The following is an 18866-nucleotide window of genomic DNA, read 5'->3' as shown; positions in this document are numbered from 1 at the left end:
GCAAAAGTGATCATCGGGGATTTTTTCACTGCGCTTTGGGTAGGTTCCTGCTCTGAGGCAGGAATGACGGGAAGTTAGACGTTAACTAAGGCGTACGTCATCCCTGAATTTGCGCTAGCAAATGTCAGGGATCTACCGTTGTGGTGTAGTGGACTTTTTTGGGACTAGGTGCGCGCTTTGGGCAGTTTCCTGCTCTAGGCAGGAATGACGTTATAAGAGCGCAAACCAGTGCTTGGTTTAGCCAAACACAGACCAAATTGGCGCGTGATCAGATGGCTTCTCAATGCCACGTAGTTCGTAATCAATACCTGCTTCTGAACACGTTTCAGCAAGACTCTTCGTTGCTAATACCACGTCAATTCGTAGGCCGCGATTATCATCGAAACCGCGAGAGCGGTAATCAAACCATGAGAATTGATCATCGACGTTTGGATGCAGCTGACGGAATGTATCCACGAAGCCCCAGTCTAGTAGGGTTTGTAACCACTCACGTTCAATTGGCTGGAAGGAACACTTACCAGTCTTGAGCCAGCGCTTGCGATTTGGTTCACCGATGCCGATATCTAGGTCGATTGGACTGATATTGATGTCACCCATAACGATAAGCTTCTCATCATTACTATGGTGGTCATTCAAATAGGTCATCAGATCTTTGTAGAAAGTTTCTTTATAAGGAAACTTGGTCTCATGGCTAATGTTATCCCCTTGAGGGAAGTAGCCATTTAACACGGTCACTTTGTCGCCATTCGAATCTTCGAATGTTGCCATGATCATACGTTTTTGATGATCTTCGTTGTCGGTAGGGAAGCCTTTTTGGACCGAGATAGGTTCCTGCTTACAAAGCATAGCAACACCATAGTGTGCCTTTTGGCCGTGGAAATAGACTTTATAGCCCATAGCTTCTACCGCTTCTACTGGGAAGGCCTCGTCATGAACTTTGATTTCTTGTAAACCAATGACGTCTGGCTGGTGCTTATCAATCAAAGCTTGAAGTTGATGAAGTCGAGCGCGTAGGCCATTGATATTAAAACTGATGACTTTCATTTCTCACTAATCCTGTGATTTTTATATCAGGGTCAAAATACTAGCATTGAGCATCCTGAACGTACAACGCTTCAGTTGAGGTGGAGATGTAAAAATGATGTAATAAATCGCTAAATAAAAACGACAATACGTCGATAAAAAAACATACTGGCTCACGTTTGCAAAAAGGATGTACTATGCGAACTCTTTCCGTGCAGTGGAAAATCACGGTGTTAGCAGGCTGTTGCTTGCTATTTACTTCCATAGCTTTGATAGGCTTTTCACTCTATAACGCCATCAACAGCCAAAAAGCAATTCAGACACTCAGTTCCGAATCGGTGGTTGAAAAATCACAAGCGTTACTTGAGGCCCGTGCGGATATTAACGCACGAGAAGTCAAAGATTACTTCAATGAAGCGATTTACCGCGCAGAAATGTTGATTGCTAACGCTAAGTTCCAAAAGTATAACGCGGAAGAAAACTTCGTCCCCAGTGAAGACCTGCGAACGGCACTAGATGAAATGATTCGACAGGCCGTTATCGAGTTTCCCTCTATTCAAGGCGCATACTTAGTATTTAAGCCAAACATGCTTGATGGAGAAGATTCAAACTATGAAGGAGCCGACTATGTTGGTTCTAATGAGCTTGGACAATTTGCGACGTATTGGCAAATCACCGAGACGGGCGAAAATGCCGTCCGTACGGTTCTAACTAAGCGTAAGCTTGACGCTTTAGAAGATGGAGAGCGCTTCTATTGTCCTCTCGCTACCGAAGCATCGTGTGTCAGTACCCCACGACTCAGTACTATTGGTGCTCAGCAACATCTCACTTCATCGCTATCAATTCCAATTGAAGTCGATAACATGTTAATTGGTTTTTTAGGTATCGACCTTAAACTGACTGAGCTTGCCAATACTGTTATGGAGTCAGATGCCAGCCTCTTTAATGGCAGTGGACATGTGAACATCATCAGCCTCGATGAAAGTGTAATTGCCAGTGATGATTCGAGTATTAAAGTTGGCTCTCCTTATCAAAGCGCCATTTTATCGTCAGAGCAGATTACAGACCTGATGTTTGGAGAAGAAGCCAGCGCTCAATGGAGTGCAGATGGTCAGTGGTTAACGGTGTTTAATCCAGTCACTATTGCTAATCAAACATGGGGCGTGTTCTTTGATATGCCTCGTAGCAGCGTTCTCAGTGATGCTATTGAGCTTGATAGCATTATCTCTAAGCAGTTAGAAGAAGGAATTGTATTTGAAGTCTTAGTGGGTGCTGGCTTTGTTATTGTAGGGCTCGTCATCATCGCTTTAATGTCGCTACGTCTAGTTAAGCCAATTAGAGAGGTAGTTACACGTCTCGAAGATATTGCCAGTGGAGAGGGAGACCTAACGCAGCGTTTGGAAGTCAAATCGGGCGATGAGATAGGTCAGCTTGCAGAGCAATTCAATGCATTTTTAGCAAAATTGCAAACGACAATCCAACAAGTTGCCGTAACCACTGAACGCATTGCTGGTACAGCTGAAAGTGCCAATGCCACAGCGGTAGCGACACGAGAGAGCAGTGAAGCTCAATTTAGAGAAGTTGACCTCGTTGCCACTGCGTCAGAAGAGATGACACAAACGGCGTCACTCGTGGTGCAAAATGCTGAGGTTGCGGTGCAAGCTGCGGCGTCAGCAAATGAGTCTGCTAGCCAAGGTCAGGAAGTCGTTGAACTGTCAGCCAGTGAAATGGTTCGTTTGGTTGAACAGATGAAAGCTACCGTTCCGGTGGTAGAAGAGTTAGCGAAGAACAACGCTAATATCACAGAGATCCTTGCGGTCATTGAAGGCATTTCCGAGCAGACTAACTTACTGGCACTAAATGCCGCCATTGAAGCAGCGCGAGCAGGGGAACAAGGTCGTGGGTTCGCGGTAGTTGCAGATGAGGTTAGAAGCCTAGCAAGTCGTACTCATGATTCGGTCGGTGAAATCCAAGAAGTAATTGAGCGTGTACAGAAAGGAACACGCGATGTGGTGAGCGCGATTCAAGAAGGGTCACAACTTGCAGATTCTACGGCGACGCATGTTCAGCAAGCCGTGGCAGCACTGAGCAGCATCTTCGAGTCTATCTCTGCGATTAACGATATGAATAGCCAGATTGTTAAGGCAGCAGAAGAGCAGCAATCTGTATCGGCGGAAGTTAATCAAAACGTCAGTAACATTCGTGATTTAAGTGCTCAAATCTTAGAGAAGGCGGGAGACTCAGAAAAAGTGGGCAAAGAAATTAACCAGCTTTCTGGCGAGCAACAAGGGTTGATGAGCCAATTCAAGGTGTAACTGCTCCAACTGAACATAACGGTAATAACAAAAAACGCGACCTAATGGGTCGCGTTTTACTTTAATAATTCAGCGAAGACAGAAGTCAGTGCAGAAAAGACATCATCAAGGAAAAGTTATGACGTTTCTTCCCCATTAACGTGCCCAAACATCTTAGCCGCATAGGCAACGCGCTCTTCTGGAGAAGGGTAGGTGAACGGGTTTGGTTCGCCTAACGATTCGATGTGCTGCAGTCTCGGTAAGATGCCACTTCCATTGGCGATTTGAATCGCAAGACCAGGACGAGCATTAAGCTCCAACACCATTGGCCCTTCTTCCTTATCTAACACCATATCCGTACCCATATAGCCAAGGCCTGTCATCTCATAAGCACTAGAGGCAAGAGTGAGGAGTCGTTCCCAGTGAGGTACTGCGAGCGTTGCAAGCTCTTTGCCAGTGTCTGGATGGTGAGTTACAGGTTGGTCAAACTGAACCGCTCTAACCGCTTTACCGGTAGCGATATCGATACCAACACCTACTGCACCTTGGTGAAGGTTGGCCTTGCCGTCGGATGCAGATGTAGAAAGACGCATCATCGCCATCACTGGATAACCTTGGAATACGATGATCCGAACGTCAGGAACCCCTTCGTAACTAAAGCCTTCAAAGCAATCATCAAACTTGATGAGGTTTTCGACCACCGCTACATCGTTCTTACCACCTAATGAGAACAGTCCCGCTAGCGCGTTACTGATATGGCGTTCAACGTCTTCTTTGTTAATGGTAGAACCAGATGGTTTGGTGTAGACCCCATCTTTGTGCTCTGTGACTACCAAGATACCTTTACCACCACTGCCTTGAGCAGGCTTAATTACGAATCCTGGCCAGTCTTTGACCATCTCGTGGATGGTTTTAACTTCAACTTGGCTTCGAATAACGCCAATCAAGGCTGGCGTGGTTGCGCCAGCTTTTTCTGCGATGATCTTGGTTTTAAGTTTGTCATCAACCAACGGGTATTTAGAACGATCATTGTAGCGACCAATGTAACTATGGTTACGCTGGTTCATACCCATGATACCGCGTTCACGTAACTTAAAAGGACTGGTTAGCTTTCGTAGCATAAATTAGTCCTCCGTTAGAGGTTTGAAACGGCGTAGCTCAGTCAGACGGTAGCCTGTGTAAGTACCTAGCATTAGGATACCGCCAAGGATAACCAATTGCAGACCGATAAAGTTAAACGTCAGATGCTGTACATATGGGTTGGTCATCGCAAGATAAACCAGAACCGCTGTAAGTAGTGAGCCACCACCCTGCAGTACAACCTCTTTCGCACCTTCCTCTTCCCATAGAATCGACATACGTTCGATTGTCCAAGACAGGATGATCATTGGGAAGAAGGTAATCGACAGACCTTCGGTGAGACCAATCTTGAAGGCAACGACGGTAAAGACTGAAATAATCAAAATAACGGTGATGATAACCGCTGATATCCTGGCAACTAATAGTAAGTTGAGTTTAGATAGATAGCTACGGATCACCAGACCAGTACCCACTATCAGCAAGAAGCCGACAATACCGGTGACTAACTGTGTTTGAACGAATGCTACGGCAATCAGTACTGGCATGAAAGTACCTGAGGTCTTCAGGCCAATCAGTATTCTCAGGAATACAACAATCAAGGCACCAATTGGTATTAGCATGATGGTCTTAAACATGGCTTGCTCTTCGAGAGGCAGGCTATGAATAGAGAAGTTAAGAAGACCGTCAGCATCAACTTTACTGTTTGTTGCTTCTTGAGGGGATACCTCTTGCGAAATCATGGTGAAATGAACTTTACTGTCTTTACCACCGACGACATCAAGCAAAGAGACGTTAGACTCATCCCAAACCAATAGGTTCTGTTGTTTTTTACCTTCGGTTGTTTCCGGAGAGAAAATTTGCCACTTTTTGCCATCCCAAACTTGCAACATTTGTTGGCTGGATTGACGGCGACGACCATCTTCTAATTCAATCACACCGACAACTTTGCTTGGGACATCAGCATACGCAAGAAGCTTAGAGGCTGCTTGCAACTTAGTCATGCTGTTCAGAATGAGCGCCGAGTTTTGGCTATCACCATCGTTCAGGGCCTTGATAAGTTCTCGAGTGAAAGTGATATTGTCAGAAGAGCGAGAGGTGGCGCGTTCTACGAGGGCAATAGCAGCGGCTTCTTCTGGACCATCAAAGGTCGGTTTAATGATTTCTTCTGTAGGAGGTGTCGAGTTAGCAAGCGCTTGGTCATCAACAAGAAATTGAGTTTTGTAGTAGATGGTTTGAGGACCTTGGGCTTGGCGGATTGACCACTCTGCTCGGCGTCCTGCATCAGAATCAACATACGAAACACCGTAACCTGGTGAAGATGCTGACTCTCCAATGAGTGTAAAGCCTTCTTGAGTATAAGGTGCCGCTAAAGAAACTTTGGCGGGCTTGCCAATGGCGTTAAATTCAACTCTAGCTTCGATATCCCAGACTTGGCGAGTTTCACCTGGAGTCCATGGAACGCCGTACGTCTCGTGTCTGATGACACTAAGCGCAATACCTGCGGCAATCAGTAAGCCTACTGATAGGTAAAATGGAATACGTGAAGTCATAAACAACCTTATTATTGTAATTGCTTTCCCTGAAAGTGTTATTCAAAAGAGATTTATTTGTTAGATGAAAGTATATATTGCTGACTTACATCCACTAAAGCAATATCTTTGATAAATTCTCTTCCTAGTAGTATAGGGTGGGTCATTTGCGAGCGATCCGCCAGTGTAAATTGCGCTTTTTCATGGATTTTTCCTACACGGATCCACAATTCAACTACAGCTCTACGTTCCATTTCATCGCTGGTAGATTGGCGTATTTTAACGTATCGGAGTACAGGGGCTTCAATCCAACGTTTTTCCTGCTCTTTGACTTTGTCATTAACGAGATGGAATTTCACCCATTGCTTTCCATCTCTCTCAAATGCTTGAATATCACCAGCATTTAATGAAGATGTGGCTGCACCTGTGTCGACACGTGCATCGAAGGTTTGTTTTAAAACATCGAGTTTTACTTTTTCAACAGAGCCCAAAATGACAGGGTTAGAAATTGAAGGTACAGCGACAATAGCAGGTAGAGGCTTAGACTCATCGATTTTTTCTAATCCTGCCGCTTGATTACTTTCAAGTACTTTTACTTGCTCGGTAAGTGCGATGATTTCAGATTCCAAACTATCAATGTAGTCGGTTTGGTTGCTTAACTGCAGGTCGATATTGGTGAGTCTATTCTCGAGACGCTGCTCAGATTTTTCGATTGCAGTGAGTGTACTTTGGTGAAGTTCTTGGTGATTAATAGTGGAACAGCCGGAAAGTAAACCGATGGCGACAAGTGGTGCCAAGCGTTTGTACATCTTAAACCCTAAAACAGTAAATAATGGAACAGGAAGTGGTATGGATTTTAGCTGATCAATAAGGGAGTTTGATACTCCCTATTGTCAGAGCTCCGTTAGAGTTATAAACGTCATGTCAAAACTCGATAAAGTGAGACGTATACAACACTTACGATTGATTAATTGCTTGGATTATCAGCAATTAAGATAGCGCGACGAGGAGCAGGGTAGCCCTCGACAGTTTTGCTAGGATCGTTCTGATCTAGATATTCAGGTAACGAGTTATGTGTCATCCATTCAGTGGTTCGTTGCTCACCGATTGTCGTCACGTTCTCATCAACGATACGTACATTTTCAAAGCCAACTTTCTCGAGCCAAACTTTCAGTGCACGTGCTGACGGGAAAAAGTAAACATTGCGCATTTGAGCGTAGCGATCGTGCGGTACTAGGACTGCATTCTCATCACCTTCAATCACCAAGGTTTCTAAAATCAGCTCGCCACCCGGTACCAACTGGTTCTTTAGTTGAATAAGATGATCGAGCGGCGAACGGCGGTGATATAACACACCCATGCTGAATACCGTATCAAACGCTTGCAGTTCAGGAAGCTGTTCAATACCCAATGGCAGTAAATGAGCGCGTTGGTCGTTGCCCATCATTTTGCGAATCGCTTCAAATTGAACCAAGAATAGGTGTGATGGGTCAATGCCCACGCATAGACGTGCACCTTCACCTAGCATGCGCCACATGTGATAGCCGTTACCACAGCCGACATCCAGCACAGAGCGATTCTTTAACGGTGAGATATGTGGAAGCACGCGATCCCATTTCCAATCAGAGCGCCACTCAGTATCAATATGAATGTCATGAACATGGTACGGACCCTTACGCCAAGGGTGGAAAGTACGAAGTAAGCTCTCGAGCTTTTTCATTTCGCCAGTGGGCAGTGGCTCAGAGTTTGAAATAGTTACACTGTCTTTCAGCTCTACGTTATCAGGCTGACCCACATCAATCTTTGCTAGGGCTCTTAACCAACGATCAAAATCGCCATGCTGAGCGTTTTGCCAGTCAGTCAGCTGCAGAGGCAACACATTAAGCCATGGCTGTAGGCGTGTATCTTGAGCAATAAGTTGGTAGAAGTCTGCAAAATTAAACATTGGATTCTCTAATTTTTAAACTTAGCGATATCTCGCTAATGGTATATCTAGGTAATGGTCGTAATGCGCTATTTAATAGCAAACATAGAGCCGAAGTTGAAACATTGGAACCAAACTTCACAGCTACTAAAACCGATCTCTTCAAAGCGTGCTTTGTGCATTGTAATTGAGTCTGGGCGCATGACGTTCTCAATGGCGCTGCGCTTTTGGCTAATTTCGAGCTCGCTGTAGCCATTGGCGCGTTTGAAGTCATGATGCAAATCGATCAATAGTTCATTGGCGCTTTCGTCTTCGAACACATATTTCTCAGATAAGATCAAAATACCGCCCGGGCGCAAACCCGCGTAGATCTTTTCAAGCAGAGTTCTGCGATCCTCTGGAGATAAAAATTGAAGCGTAAAGTTAAGCACCACAACGGATGCGTCGGTGATATCAATATCACGAATATCAGCTTCAACGACACTAACTGGAGTATCAGAGCGGTAAGCATTCACATGAAGTTTGCAACGCTCAACCATAGCTGGAGAGTTATCGACCGCAATGATTTGGCAACCTTCTTGAGTAATGTTACGACGCATAGATAGCGTAGCAGCGCCCAAGGAACAGCCTAAGTCATAAATAGTGGAGTGAGGCTTTGCAAAGCGTTCAGCCAGCATTCCAATAGCAGAAATAATATTGCTGTAACCCGGCACGCTGCGTTGAATCATATCTGGGAAGACTTCCGCTACGCGTTCGTCGAAGGTAAAGTCACCAATTTTGTCGATAGGTGCAGAGAATATCGTATCTTTGTTCTGCATATCATTGTTCCCCATGCGGTCTCACTCAGTCCTAAACTTGGTTCAGCGCTTTGCTAAGTACAAGTTCAGAGGCAATAAAAAAGGCGCGCATTTTACGTTATTCATCAAGAAAAGTCATCCTACGTAGCTGTATCGCAACTTGTGTTAGGTCAAATCAGTGAGAGATAGACACGCAGTAATGAATTAGAACATTGAAATTTGATGATCGTCGCGCAATGCTGGAATTGCGTTGAGTGGGGAAAGCGTTATTTGTAGCGTCGCCATATGCTGGCTTAGCACTTCATAAAGCTTAATGGCAAGCTCAGGCGCTTCGACATTGTCAGGAGTATGAATCATAACGTAAGGCTGCTTACCTTGTTGAACCCACTCGGCAAGTTTGTTTTCCCAAGGCTTAAAGAAGCGAAGATTTTGTTCCATATCTGGGTGACCAATAAAGCGAATCATTGGATGTTCTGCGGTTGCAATAGCGTGAACAGGTACTTTTGGTTTCTTTTCATGAGCATCGATGACGGCAGGGGTATCCGGCTTGGCCGCGAAAACAGGACGACTATCCATAATAATGCGGTCGATATTTTGCTCCATTAACCATTGGTTAAACCGTCGTTCGTCATCAGATTTATTGAAAAATCCCAAATGGCGAACCTCAACCCCCAACGGCATGTCGCTAGGGAACCACTGGCAAAAAGATTGCAGTGATGCGAGTTGTTCGGGAGCAAAACTGCTCGGAAGCTGAATCGTCCACATACCAATTTTCGAGTGCAGCGGTTCCATAACTTTGAGGAAGTTGTTTAGCTCTGCTCGGCATTGAGTGAGCATTTGCTCGTGGGTGATCTGTTTTGGGAGTTTGAAGGTAAACCGGAAATCTTCAGGAGTCGCACGATTCCAGCTATCGACAGTAGAATTATTCGGTGTAGCGTAAAAGGTGGTATTGCCTTCCACAGTGTGAAAAACAGATGCATAACGCTCCAAGCGCTCATTTGGCTTGGTACCTTTACCATAGAATGAGTGCTGCCAATCACTGTGTGACCACATGGTTAAACCCAATCTTAACTTAAGCTCGCTCATCATCTTCCCTTGCTTTCGTTTCCATCTATGGCATCTCGTGTATTGATTGCAATGTTCTAGCTTCAGTCGTATCAACAGGATTTGTTGATATTTTATCCATTTCAAGAGTTCTAGTGCCGCAACTGGCAATTAAACACAACAATTCTGTCAAATTAGGTCGATTTTAGACGATTTTCCGAGTATAAATGAACCTTTGATTTTATGGGTGTAATGTAAGTTGGCTAGATAATAGTCACTCGCCCATACTATACGTTTCATTATCACTATTGGAAATTGGGAAATTCACTATGCGTAGCCATTACTGTGGTCACCTGAACAAGTCCCTTGCAGGACAAACTGTAGAACTGTGCGGCTGGGTAAACCGTCGCCGAGATTTAGGCGGTCTTATCTTTATCGATATGCGAGATCGTGAAGGTATCGTTCAGGTAGTTGTTGATCCAGATATGGCTGATGCTTACGAAGTGGCAAACCAACTTCGCAACGAATTCTGCATCAAGCTGACTGGTGAAGTTCGTGTTCGTCCAGAAAGCCAAGTTAACAAAGACATGGCAACTGGCGAGGTTGAGATCTTGGCAACTGGCCTTGAAATCATCAACCGCAGTGATGTATTGCCACTAGACTTCAACCAAACCAATACTGAAGAGCAGCGCCTCAAGTATCGTTACATCGATCTTCGTCGTCCAGAAATGAGCGATCGTATTAAGCTGCGCGCTAAAGCATCAAGCTTTGTTCGTCGTTTCCTTGACGAAAATGGCTTCCTAGACATCGAAACACCAGTACTAACTAAAGCGACACCAGAAGGTGCACGTGACTACTTAGTGCCTAGCCGTGTTCACAAAGGCTCGTTCTACGCACTACCTCAATCACCACAGCTATTTAAGCAGCTGCTGATGATGTCTGGTTTCGACCGTTACTACCAAATCGTTAAGTGCTTCCGTGATGAAGACTTGCGTGCTGACCGTCAGCCTGAATTTACTCAAATCGATATCGAAACTTCTTTTATGTCTGCGGATCAAGTTCGTGAAGTGACAGAAAAAATGGTTCGCGATATGTGGCAAGAGCTATTGAACGTAGACCTAGGTCAGTTCCCAGTTATGCCTTTCTCTGAAGCGATTCGTCGTTTTGGTTCAGATAAGCCAGATCTACGCAACCCGCTTGAGTTAGTAGACGTTGCTGATCTACTAAAAGACGTTGAATTCAAAGTGTTCTCAGGCCCAGCTAACGACGAAAAAGGTCGCGTAGCGGTTATCCGTGTACCAGGCGGTGCTTCTCTAACTCGTAAGCAAATTGATGGTTACGCAGAGTACGTTGGTATTTACGGCGCGAAAGGTCTTGCGTGGATGAAGGTTAACGACCGTGCCGCAGGTATGGAAGGTATCCAGTCTCCAGTAGCGAAGTTCCTAAACGAAGAAGTGATCAACGGTATTCTTGAGCGCACTGAAGCTGAGTCTGGCGACATCATCCTATTTGGTGCAGACAAAGCGAACACGGTTGCTGAAGCAATGGGCGCACTTCGTCTTAAGATTGGTAAGGATCTTGAGCTTACTGATGAGTCTAAGTGGGCACCACTTTGGGTTGTTGATTTCCCAATGTTCGAAGAAGATGACGAGGGTAACCTGCACGCGATGCACCACCCATTTACGTCTCCTCTAGGCATGACTGCGGAAGAGCTAAAAGCGAACCCAGCGGCAGCAAACTCAAACGCGTATGACATGGTTCTAAACGGCTATGAAGTAGGTGGTGGTTCTGTTCGTATCCACAACGCAGAAATGCAAGCAGCAGTATTCGAGATCCTTGGTATCGATGCAGAAGAGCAACGTGAGAAGTTTGGTTTCCTACTAGATGCACTTAAGTTTGGTACACCACCACACGCAGGCCTTGCATTCGGTCTTGACCGTCTCGTGATGCTACTTTGCGGTACGGAAAACATCCGTGACGTAATCGCATTCCCGAAAACAACCGCGGCAGCGTGTCTACTGACAGATGCACCAAGTGCAGCAAACCCAGCAGCACTTGAAGAGCTAGCGATTGCTGTGACGGCAGCGAAAGAGAAGAAAGACTCTTAAGGTACGACGTGGTTTTTTAGTTAGGTCGCATGTCTTGGGTAGATTCCTGCCTGCGCAGGAATGACACATCAACCTTTGGTGTGCTCAAGCTGTTGTCATCCCTGCGTATGCAGGGATCTTCTAACCGCGAGCACCAAAACTAAAACCCAAGATCACAACATACCCAAAACTCCCGCAACAGCGGGAGTTTTTGTTTCCAAAATCTGTATAGTTATACCAACATAAAAAGTAATCCAACTTCATAGAACTCAAAGGATTTGTTATGGCAGGTCATAGTAAATGGGCGAATATTCGTCACCGTAAAGCAGCGCAAGATGCCAAGCGCGGCAAAATCTTCACTAAATTGATTCGCGAAATTGTCGTTGCCGCTAAAGAAGGTGGTGGTGAACCTGAAAACAACCCTCGTCTTCGTGCCGCTATTGATAAAGCACTCTCCAACAATATGACTCGTGATACGGTAAATCGTGCCGTGAGTCGTGGTGCTGGTGGGGAAGGCGATGACAACATGGAAACGGTCATCTACGAGGGTTACGGTCCCGGTGGAACGGCAGTCATGGTGGAATGCATGACCGACAATCGTAATCGAACCGTATCTGGCGTACGCCACGCATTTTCTAAAGCAGGGGGCAACCTTGGTACTGACGGGAGTGTGAACTACCTATTCGATAAAAAGGGCGTCATCTCTTATGCTCCAGGTCTGGATGAAGACGAAGTGATGGAGGTCGCACTAGAAGGTGGTGCTGATGATATTGAAACCGGAGACGATGGCGCTATTGATGTTTACACCACACCTGCTGACTTTGGTGCAGTGAAAGATGCGCTAGATGGCGCTGGGTACCAAGCCGCCAATGCAGAAGTGACACTTGTGCCGTCAACCAAAGCGGAGCTTGATGAGACGACTGCACCAAAATTACTGCGCTTGATTGACGCACTGGAAGACCTTGACGATGTGCAAGAGGTCTATCACAACGGTGATATCTCTGACGAAGTCGCAGCAAGCCTTGAGTAATTAACGAGAAATCATGTCAATAATACTAGGAATCGACCCTGGCTCACGTATCACCGGATATGGTGTAATTCGTCAGCAGGGTCGCCATTTGCAATACCTCGGTAGTGGGTGTATCCGTACATCAGAAGCAGAGTTACCGGGCAGACTCAAACAAATCTACGCAGGTGTGAGTGAGATCATTACTCAATTTCAGCCAGACGTGTTTGCTATTGAACAGGTGTTTATGGCTAAAAACGCTGATTCAGCGCTTAAGTTAGGACAAGCCAGAGGCAGCGCAATTGTTGCCGCGGTGAATAATGACTTGCCTGTCTACGAATACGCAGCACGCTTAATCAAGCAAGCGGTAGTGGGCACGGGTGGAGCAGATAAAGCACAGGTTCAGCACATGGTTATGGCAATGCTGAAATTGCCGTCCAAACCTCAAGCTGATGCGGCTGACGCCTTAGGTGTTGCAATCTGTCATGCAAACACCAACAAAACACTTGTTGCTTTAGCGGGTAAAGCAACAGGCGCAAAAAAAGGGCGTTATCGCTAATCAAATTAATCGCATGAAGCCATTAAGGAAGCGTGGCGATATAAACGCCATACCGATAATTTTAACGATAGCCAGTCCACACTTTTAGAGCTTTTCGCCTAATTCTCCTTGTTAATTATTTGTTAACTTCCTAATATTGGTCCGATGAGTCAATTCAAAGGACCAAATGTCCGAATAATCAAATAACAAGGAACTCCAACGGCATGTGGCATTATTTTATCAATAATTCGGATAGCCTTTCTCGTAACACCCTTCGTAAAGCGGAAATCACCGCGGTCTTCTCAGTTGTGGCTTTGGTGGTTGGTTTATACAGCGCGATTAAGTGGCAATCCAATGGTCATGCGTCTCTATTTCTCACCTCTATCGCGTTGATCTTGGTCGAAGTTACTGCTTTAGCAGTGCTTCGTTTTAGTAAGATGATCACACTTGCACTGAATATCGGTTTCTTTGGTATGGTGTTGCATGCGGTGAATATTATTTTCCAAAGCGGTGGCATCGTTGATTCGACGCAGGCGTTCTGGGCACCACTGTTGATCGTAGCCTTCTATCTTTCCGCATCTCGTGTTATGGCATTAACGTGGAGCGTCGGGATTCTAGCGGTATCCGCTGTGATGACCTATTTGCATACTTCCGGCTATCAATTCCCAACGATTAACTTGTCGGCATCTAAGCAGAATATAGAGATTTGGTCTGGCATGTTACTGCCGCTCTTTGTCATTTGCTTCGCGCAAAGTTTTACTTCAAAACAGAAAGAAAGTGCGATTTCACGCGCTGAAAAAGCGCAAAAAGAGAGTGCGTTACAAGCAGAAAAAGCGTCAGAAGGAGAGAAGAAACTCGATAGCATGCTACTTGCTGTTAACGAAAGTGTTCAAGAGTTAGATGAAGTGATTCATCAAGTGAACACGCAATCTACACAACTGACAAGTAACGTACAGTCACTGAGCCTTAACAGCGCTTCTCAAGCCAGTGCCGCAGAGGAAATGAGTCAGCAATTGGAACAGCTGTCGTCGTTCACTCAAGAGTCGGTGAACTTTATGGAGCAAGTGATTACCCAAACCGATTCAATAAAGCAGCAAGCAGAGAGCAGCTCGGAAATGCTGAATGCTTCGACGCAGGCCATCACCAATATCGATAACAGTAATCAGAAAGTGGTGTCGGTTATTGAGCTGATTACTTCCGTGGCAGAGCAAACCAACTTGCTTGCGTTAAATGCTGCTATTGAAGCAGCAAGGGCAGGTGAACATGGTCGTGGCTTCGCCGTCGTTGCTGAGCAGGTCAGAGAATTGTCGTCTAAAACTAGTAATTCAGTGGATGAGATTCGCACTCTTATCAACAACAGTCAGCAAGAAATCAACTCCGGACAAAAAACCATTCAAACCACAGTCTCTGAGTTGAGTATGATGATAGAACAGGTGCAAACCATCTCTTCAGAAATTACCGAGCTCAGTGAGTTGGTCACTCAGCAGAATTTAGCCATTGGCGAATTAGACCAAGCAAGCAGTGATGTGGCGGAGTCTGTTGTCGGCAGTAAAGCGATTGCCGAAGACATTCAGACGATTAGTGATCAGCTTGGTCAGCAAATCCATGAGGGCACTGAACTCTCCGAGCGCCTACGCTCTGTCATGCCTTAAATTTTACTTAGAATAACTGGATACCTATCCAGTTATTCTATATCCTAAGCCCTATTGCAACTAACATGAGACATTGAACTGTGATAGGACGATTACGTGGAACTCTAATCGAAAAGCAACCGCCAGAACTGTTAATTGAAGTGGGCGGCGTTGGCTACGAAATTCAAATGCCGATGAGCTGTTTCTACGAACTACCTGAAATTGGCCAAGAGGCGATCATTTACACTCACTTTGTAGTACGTGAAGATGCGCAATTACTTTATGGCTTTAATACCGTCCGTGAACGTGCACTGTTCAGAGAGGTCATCAAAGCCAATGGTGTTGGTCCAAAACTTGGTCTTGGTATCCTATCCGGCATGTCGGCTACTCAGTTTGTTGCGTGTGTAGAGCGTGAAGACATTTCTACTCTGGTTAAGCTACCTGGTGTCGGCAAAAAGACAGCTGAGCGTCTAGTTGTTGAAATGAAAGATCGTTTGAAAGGTTGGGGTGCGGGTGACTTGTTTACGCCTGCGACTGACGCTGCACCAGTTGATAGTGTTGGTGCTATGAATGCTGACAACGCGGAAGAAGAAGCGGTCAGTGCACTGCTTGCGTTGGGCTATAAACCTACTCAGGCATCAAAAGTAGTTTCTCAAGTTGCGAAACCAGATATGACCAGCGAAGCGCTGATTCGTGAAGCACTGCGTGCTATGGTTTAAGTAGTGGGAATTCAAATCTCACCTTTATTAAATAAGCTGAATGAATAGCAAAGAGACAGCGTGACATGATTGAAGCCGATCGCTTAATAGCGCCTGAAAATCCTGTTTTCAAAGATGAGGACGTGATTGACCGAGCAATACGTCCTAAAAAACTGGCCGATTATGAAGGCCAAGAGCATGTTAGTGACCAGATGGAAATTTTCATCAAAGCGGCACAACTGCGTAATGAGGCGCTTGATCACTTGTTGATATTTGGTCCTCCGGGTCTGGGTAAGACAACCTTAGCCAATATCGTCGCCAATGAAATGGAAGTGAACATTCGCACCACGTCCGGTCCGGTGCTTGAGAAAGCAGGAGACTTGGCTGCGCTGTTGACCAACCTCGAAGAAAATGACGTCTTGTTCATTGACGAGATTCACCGTCTAAGTCCAATGGTTGAAGAAGTTTTGTATCCCGCGATGGAAGACTACCAACTGGATATCATGATTGGCGAGGGTCCTGCTGCACGCTCTATTAAGATTGACTTGCCTCCGTTCACTTTGATTGGCGCGACAACCAGAGCTGGTTCATTAACTTCACCACTTCGCGACCGTTTCGGTATTGTTCAGCGCTTGGAATATTACAAAATTGCTGATCTGCAAAAGATCGTGCAACGCAGCGCGTCTTGCCTTGGCTTGTCAATGGAACCAGAGGGCGCGTTGGAGATTGCTCGTCGTGCTCGTGGTACACCTCGTATTGCCAACCGTCTACTACGTCGCGTTCGAGATTATGCGGAAGTGAAAGGCAATGGACATATTTGTGCAGACATCGCAGACAAAGCACTGAATATGCTTGATGTCGACCATCAAGGTTTTGACTACATGGATAGAAAGCTTTTGCTAGCAATTATGGAGAAGTTCGCAGGTGGTCCTGTAGGTCTCGATAACCTAGCTGCAGCCATTGGTGAAGAGAAAGACACCATCGAAGATGTGATTGAGCCGTATTTGATACAGCAAGGCTATTTGCAACGTACACCACGTGGTCGTATCGCGTCTGACCGAGCTTATTTACACTTCGGTATCGACAAACATTGATAATTGTCAGATTTCATCCAAATAGTTCCTTTTTGTGAATAATTATTAAGCCGCATTATTGTAAATTTATATTGCAAATATGCGGCTTTGTTTTATTTGCCATATCTATGTTTTTGTGTGATTTGAAGTCCAATTTTGTTTCATATAGCTAACACTTCACGCTATAATCCCTTGCTACTAAAGGGGTATTCCCAATTCTTCCTTCCCTTCACACTTCCGTTAATTTGCTTACATAAATTCATTGAAATTGATCTGCATCAATGTGATTAAAGATCGTACAATCAACTCTTTGTGTTTATTGATGTAAATCAAAGCAACTCTGTAAATAAACCTTTTGAAACCGACTCAATTTACCAGTAATATTAGCGCCAGCTATATTAGCGCAAGCTTAACAATTAACTAACCATTGAGGTACATTTTTGCAACAAGGATGATGATTTGCTCAACAAGTTTAATGTCTATTAAACAAAGTCCTTGAAGCTAAATGTAGAAAGTGTCGTTCAGCTGACACAAAAGGAGTTACCATGATAGACGTTGTTGATCTGTCGAGACTGCAATTTGCACTCACGGCAATGTATCACTTCTTGTTCGTTCCATTGACTCTCGGTATGGCATTCCTGCTAGCCATCATGGAGTCCCTCTACGTAATGACCAATAAGCAAATCTACAAGGACATGACAAAGTTCTGGGGTAAGCTATTTGGTATTAACTTCGCTCTAGGTGTTGCCACCGGTCTTACTATGGAATTCCAGTTTGGTACCAACTGGTCTTACTATTCCCATTATGTTGGCGACATATTTGGTGCCCCGCTTGCTATCGAAGCCCTCGTAGCCTTCTTCCTCGAATCCACTTTTGTCGGACTTTTCTTCTTCGGATGGGATAGGCTCTCAAAACGTCAGCATTTAGCCGTTACATGGTTAGTTGCACTTGGTTCGAACTTCTCTGCACTCTGGATCCTTGTTGCGAACGGTTGGATGCAACACCCAGTAGGCGCTGAGTTCAACTTTGAAACCATGCGTATGGAAATGGTGAGCTTTGCTGAGGTAGTACTCAACCCAGTAGCTCAGGTTAAGTTTGTTCACACAGTAGCATCAGGCTATACAACGGGTGCAATGTTCATCCTAGGTATCAGCTCTTACTACCTACTTAAAGGTCGTGATGTTGCATTTGCTCGTCGTTCGTTTGCTATCGCAGCCTCGTTCGGTATGGCATCTATCCTATCGGTAATCGTACTTGGTGATGAATCAGGTTACGAGCTGGGTGATGTTCAAAAAGTGAAACTCGCAGCTATTGAAGCAGAGTGGCACACTGAGCCAGCACCAGCAGCATTTACTCTGTTTGGCTTACCAAACCAAGAAGAAATGCACACCGACTTCGCGGTTAAGATCCCATATGTAATGGGTATTATCGCAACGCGTTCTCTAGATACTCCAGTAACTGGTCTTCGTGACCTACGAGAAGAGCACGTCGATCGTATTCGTAACGGTATGTATGCGTACGAGCTGCTAGAAAAACTTCGTGCAGGTGACCGCAGCGAAGCTAACGTTGCCGCGTTTGATGAAGTGAAAGATGACCTAGGTTACGGTCTACTACTTAAACGCTACACAGACAAAGTTGTTGATGCGACTGAAGACCAAATCCAAGCAGCAGCGGATGACTCAATCCCTAAAGTTTGGCCACTATTCTGGTCATTCCGTATCATGGTTGCCTGTGGCTTTATCATGCTATTCGTATTCGGCGCAGCGTTTGTACAAACATGTCGTCAAAAAATCGAACAGAAGAGATGGATTCTCAAAGCAACGCTATTCAGTATCCCACTACCTTGGATCGCTATCGAGGCAGGTTGGTTTGTTGCTGAATACGGACGTCAACCGTGGGCTGTTGGTGAAATTCTACCGACTCACGTAGCCGCGTCAGCGTTAACGGTAGGCCAGCTATGGTCTTCACTGTTCGCAATCATCGCCCTCTACACTGTGTTCCTAATTGCTGAAGTTTACTTGATGGTGAAATTCGCACGTAAAGGTCCAAGTAGCTTGAAGACTGGTCGTTACCATTTCGAACAAAATGACGAAACGGTAGAGAACAAAGTTAGTCGCCAAGTAGAAGCGTAAGCAAGGAGAA

General features: G+C 45.3%; 15 protein-coding genes. 8 read left to right on the top strand and 7 right to left on the bottom strand.

The window, feature by feature from the left end:
* Window positions 1-237: 237 nt before the first annotated feature.
* Window positions 238-1044, bottom strand: coding sequence for an exodeoxyribonuclease III (xthA, locus tag VME0621_RS13465; RefSeq protein ID WP_038230093.1), 807 nt, complete (start codon window positions 1042-1044; stop codon window positions 238-240).
* A 176-nt stretch (window positions 1045-1220) separates the two neighbouring features.
* Here xthA and VME0621_RS13460 point away from each other — a divergent pair, with 176 nt between their 5' ends.
* On the top strand, window positions 1221-3338 hold the full coding sequence (locus tag VME0621_RS13460) for a methyl-accepting chemotaxis protein (RefSeq protein WP_062460289.1): 2118 nt from the start codon (window positions 1221-1223) through the stop codon (window positions 3336-3338).
* 116 nt (window positions 3339-3454) lie between these two features.
* Here the strand turns inward: VME0621_RS13460 and VME0621_RS13455 are convergent, their stop codons facing one another.
* From VME0621_RS13455 to VME0621_RS13430, 6 genes are all read right to left on the bottom strand, one after another.
* Window positions 3455-4438, bottom strand: coding sequence for an alpha-L-glutamate ligase-like protein (locus VME0621_RS13455; protein ID WP_006075033.1), 984 nt, complete (start codon window positions 4436-4438; stop codon window positions 3455-3457).
* Between the two features lie 3 nt (window positions 4439-4441).
* Window positions 4442-5947: an inactive transglutaminase family protein gene (locus tag VME0621_RS13450; RefSeq protein WP_006075034.1), complete on the bottom strand. Its 1506-nt coding sequence runs from the start codon at window positions 5945-5947 to the stop codon at window positions 4442-4444.
* A 53-nt stretch (window positions 5948-6000) separates the two neighbouring features.
* Complete coding sequence (locus VME0621_RS13445) at window positions 6001-6735, bottom strand: ATP-dependent zinc protease family protein (protein WP_038230100.1); 735 nt, start codon at window positions 6733-6735, stop codon at window positions 6001-6003.
* 158 nt (window positions 6736-6893) lie between these two features.
* Window positions 6894-7871 (bottom strand): tRNA 5-methoxyuridine(34)/uridine 5-oxyacetic acid(34) synthase CmoB, encoded by a 978-nt coding sequence (gene cmoB, locus VME0621_RS13440; RefSeq protein ID WP_062460287.1) that lies wholly within the window; start codon window positions 7869-7871, stop codon window positions 6894-6896.
* A 68-nt stretch (window positions 7872-7939) separates the two neighbouring features.
* Complete coding sequence (cmoA, locus tag VME0621_RS13435) at window positions 7940-8668, bottom strand: carboxy-S-adenosyl-L-methionine synthase CmoA (RefSeq protein ID WP_038230180.1); 729 nt, start codon at window positions 8666-8668, stop codon at window positions 7940-7942.
* Window positions 8669-8851: 183 nt separating this feature from the next.
* Window positions 8852-9733, bottom strand: a complete 882-nt coding sequence (locus VME0621_RS13430) for a DUF72 domain-containing protein (protein ID WP_062460409.1) — start codon at window positions 9731-9733, stop codon at window positions 8852-8854.
* Window positions 9734-10020: 287 nt separating this feature from the next.
* On the opposite strand from VME0621_RS13430, the gene aspS reads away from it, so the two are divergent.
* From aspS to cydA, 7 genes are all read left to right on the top strand, one after another.
* The gene (aspS, locus tag VME0621_RS13425) at window positions 10021-11799 is read left to right on the top strand and encodes an aspartate--tRNA ligase (protein ID WP_062460285.1); all 1779 of its coding nucleotides are present in this window, start codon (window positions 10021-10023) and stop codon (window positions 11797-11799) included.
* 262 nt (window positions 11800-12061) lie between these two features.
* Entirely contained in the window at window positions 12062-12808 is a 747-nt protein-coding gene (locus VME0621_RS13420) for a YebC/PmpR family DNA-binding transcriptional regulator (RefSeq protein ID WP_038230107.1), read from the top strand.
* A gap of 13 nt (window positions 12809-12821) precedes the next feature.
* Window positions 12822-13343: a crossover junction endodeoxyribonuclease RuvC gene (ruvC, locus tag VME0621_RS13415; RefSeq protein ID WP_006075042.1), complete on the top strand. Its 522-nt coding sequence runs from the start codon at window positions 12822-12824 to the stop codon at window positions 13341-13343.
* Window positions 13344-13546: 203 nt separating this feature from the next.
* Window positions 13547-14974, top strand: a complete 1428-nt coding sequence (locus tag VME0621_RS13410) for a methyl-accepting chemotaxis protein (RefSeq protein ID WP_062460283.1) — start codon at window positions 13547-13549, stop codon at window positions 14972-14974.
* An 80-nt stretch (window positions 14975-15054) separates the two neighbouring features.
* Window positions 15055-15672: a Holliday junction branch migration protein RuvA gene (ruvA, locus tag VME0621_RS13405; RefSeq protein WP_006075044.1), complete on the top strand. Its 618-nt coding sequence runs from the start codon at window positions 15055-15057 to the stop codon at window positions 15670-15672.
* Window positions 15673-15737: 65 nt separating this feature from the next.
* Complete coding sequence (ruvB, locus tag VME0621_RS13400) at window positions 15738-16745, top strand: Holliday junction branch migration DNA helicase RuvB (RefSeq protein WP_006075045.1); 1008 nt, start codon at window positions 15738-15740, stop codon at window positions 16743-16745.
* A 524-nt stretch (window positions 16746-17269) separates the two neighbouring features.
* A complete protein-coding gene (gene cydA / locus VME0621_RS13395; protein WP_038230109.1) occupies window positions 17270-18856 on the top strand; it encodes a cytochrome ubiquinol oxidase subunit I in 1587 nt (528 codons plus the stop codon).
* Window positions 18857-18866: the final 10 nt, after the last annotated feature.

Source organism: Vibrio mediterranei, assembly GCF_900088415.1.
Taxonomy (GTDB): domain Bacteria; phylum Pseudomonadota; class Gammaproteobacteria; order Enterobacterales; family Vibrionaceae; genus Vibrio; species Vibrio mediterranei.
Note: the sequence above shows the minus strand (reverse complement) of the source record. Positions and strands in the feature narration are given on the sequence as shown.

Bases quoted from the DNA above. Each gene is read 5' to 3' on its own strand.
- ruvB (WP_006075045.1), top strand. From the start codon at position 15,738: ATGATTGAAGCCGATCGCTTAATAGCGCCTGAAAATCCTGTTTTCAAA.
- VME0621_RS13430 (WP_062460409.1), bottom strand. From the start codon at position 9,733: ATGAGCGAGCTTAAGTTAAGATTGGGTTTAACCATGTGGTCACACAGT.
- VME0621_RS13450 (WP_006075034.1), bottom strand. From the start codon at position 5,947: ATGACTTCACGTATTCCATTTTACCTATCAGTAGGCTTACTGATTGCC.
- xthA (WP_038230093.1), bottom strand. From the start codon at position 1,044: ATGAAAGTCATCAGTTTTAATATCAATGGCCTACGCGCTCGACTTCAT.
- aspS (WP_062460285.1), top strand. From the start codon at position 10,021: ATGCGTAGCCATTACTGTGGTCACCTGAACAAGTCCCTTGCAGGACAA.
- cydA (WP_038230109.1), top strand. From the start codon at position 17,270: ATGATAGACGTTGTTGATCTGTCGAGACTGCAATTTGCACTCACGGCA.
- ruvC (WP_006075042.1), top strand. From the start codon at position 12,822: ATGTCAATAATACTAGGAATCGACCCTGGCTCACGTATCACCGGATAT.
- VME0621_RS13460 (WP_062460289.1), top strand. From the start codon at position 1,221: ATGCGAACTCTTTCCGTGCAGTGGAAAATCACGGTGTTAGCAGGCTGT.
- VME0621_RS13455 (WP_006075033.1), bottom strand. From the start codon at position 4,438: ATGCTACGAAAGCTAACCAGTCCTTTTAAGTTACGTGAACGCGGTATC.
- cmoA (WP_038230180.1), bottom strand. From the start codon at position 8,668: ATGCAGAACAAAGATACGATATTCTCTGCACCTATCGACAAAATTGGT.
- cmoB (WP_062460287.1), bottom strand. From the start codon at position 7,871: ATGTTTAATTTTGCAGACTTCTACCAACTTATTGCTCAAGATACACGC.
- VME0621_RS13445 (WP_038230100.1), bottom strand. From the start codon at position 6,735: ATGTACAAACGCTTGGCACCACTTGTCGCCATCGGTTTACTTTCCGGC.
- VME0621_RS13420 (WP_038230107.1), top strand. From the start codon at position 12,062: ATGGCAGGTCATAGTAAATGGGCGAATATTCGTCACCGTAAAGCAGCG.
- VME0621_RS13410 (WP_062460283.1), top strand. From the start codon at position 13,547: ATGTGGCATTATTTTATCAATAATTCGGATAGCCTTTCTCGTAACACC.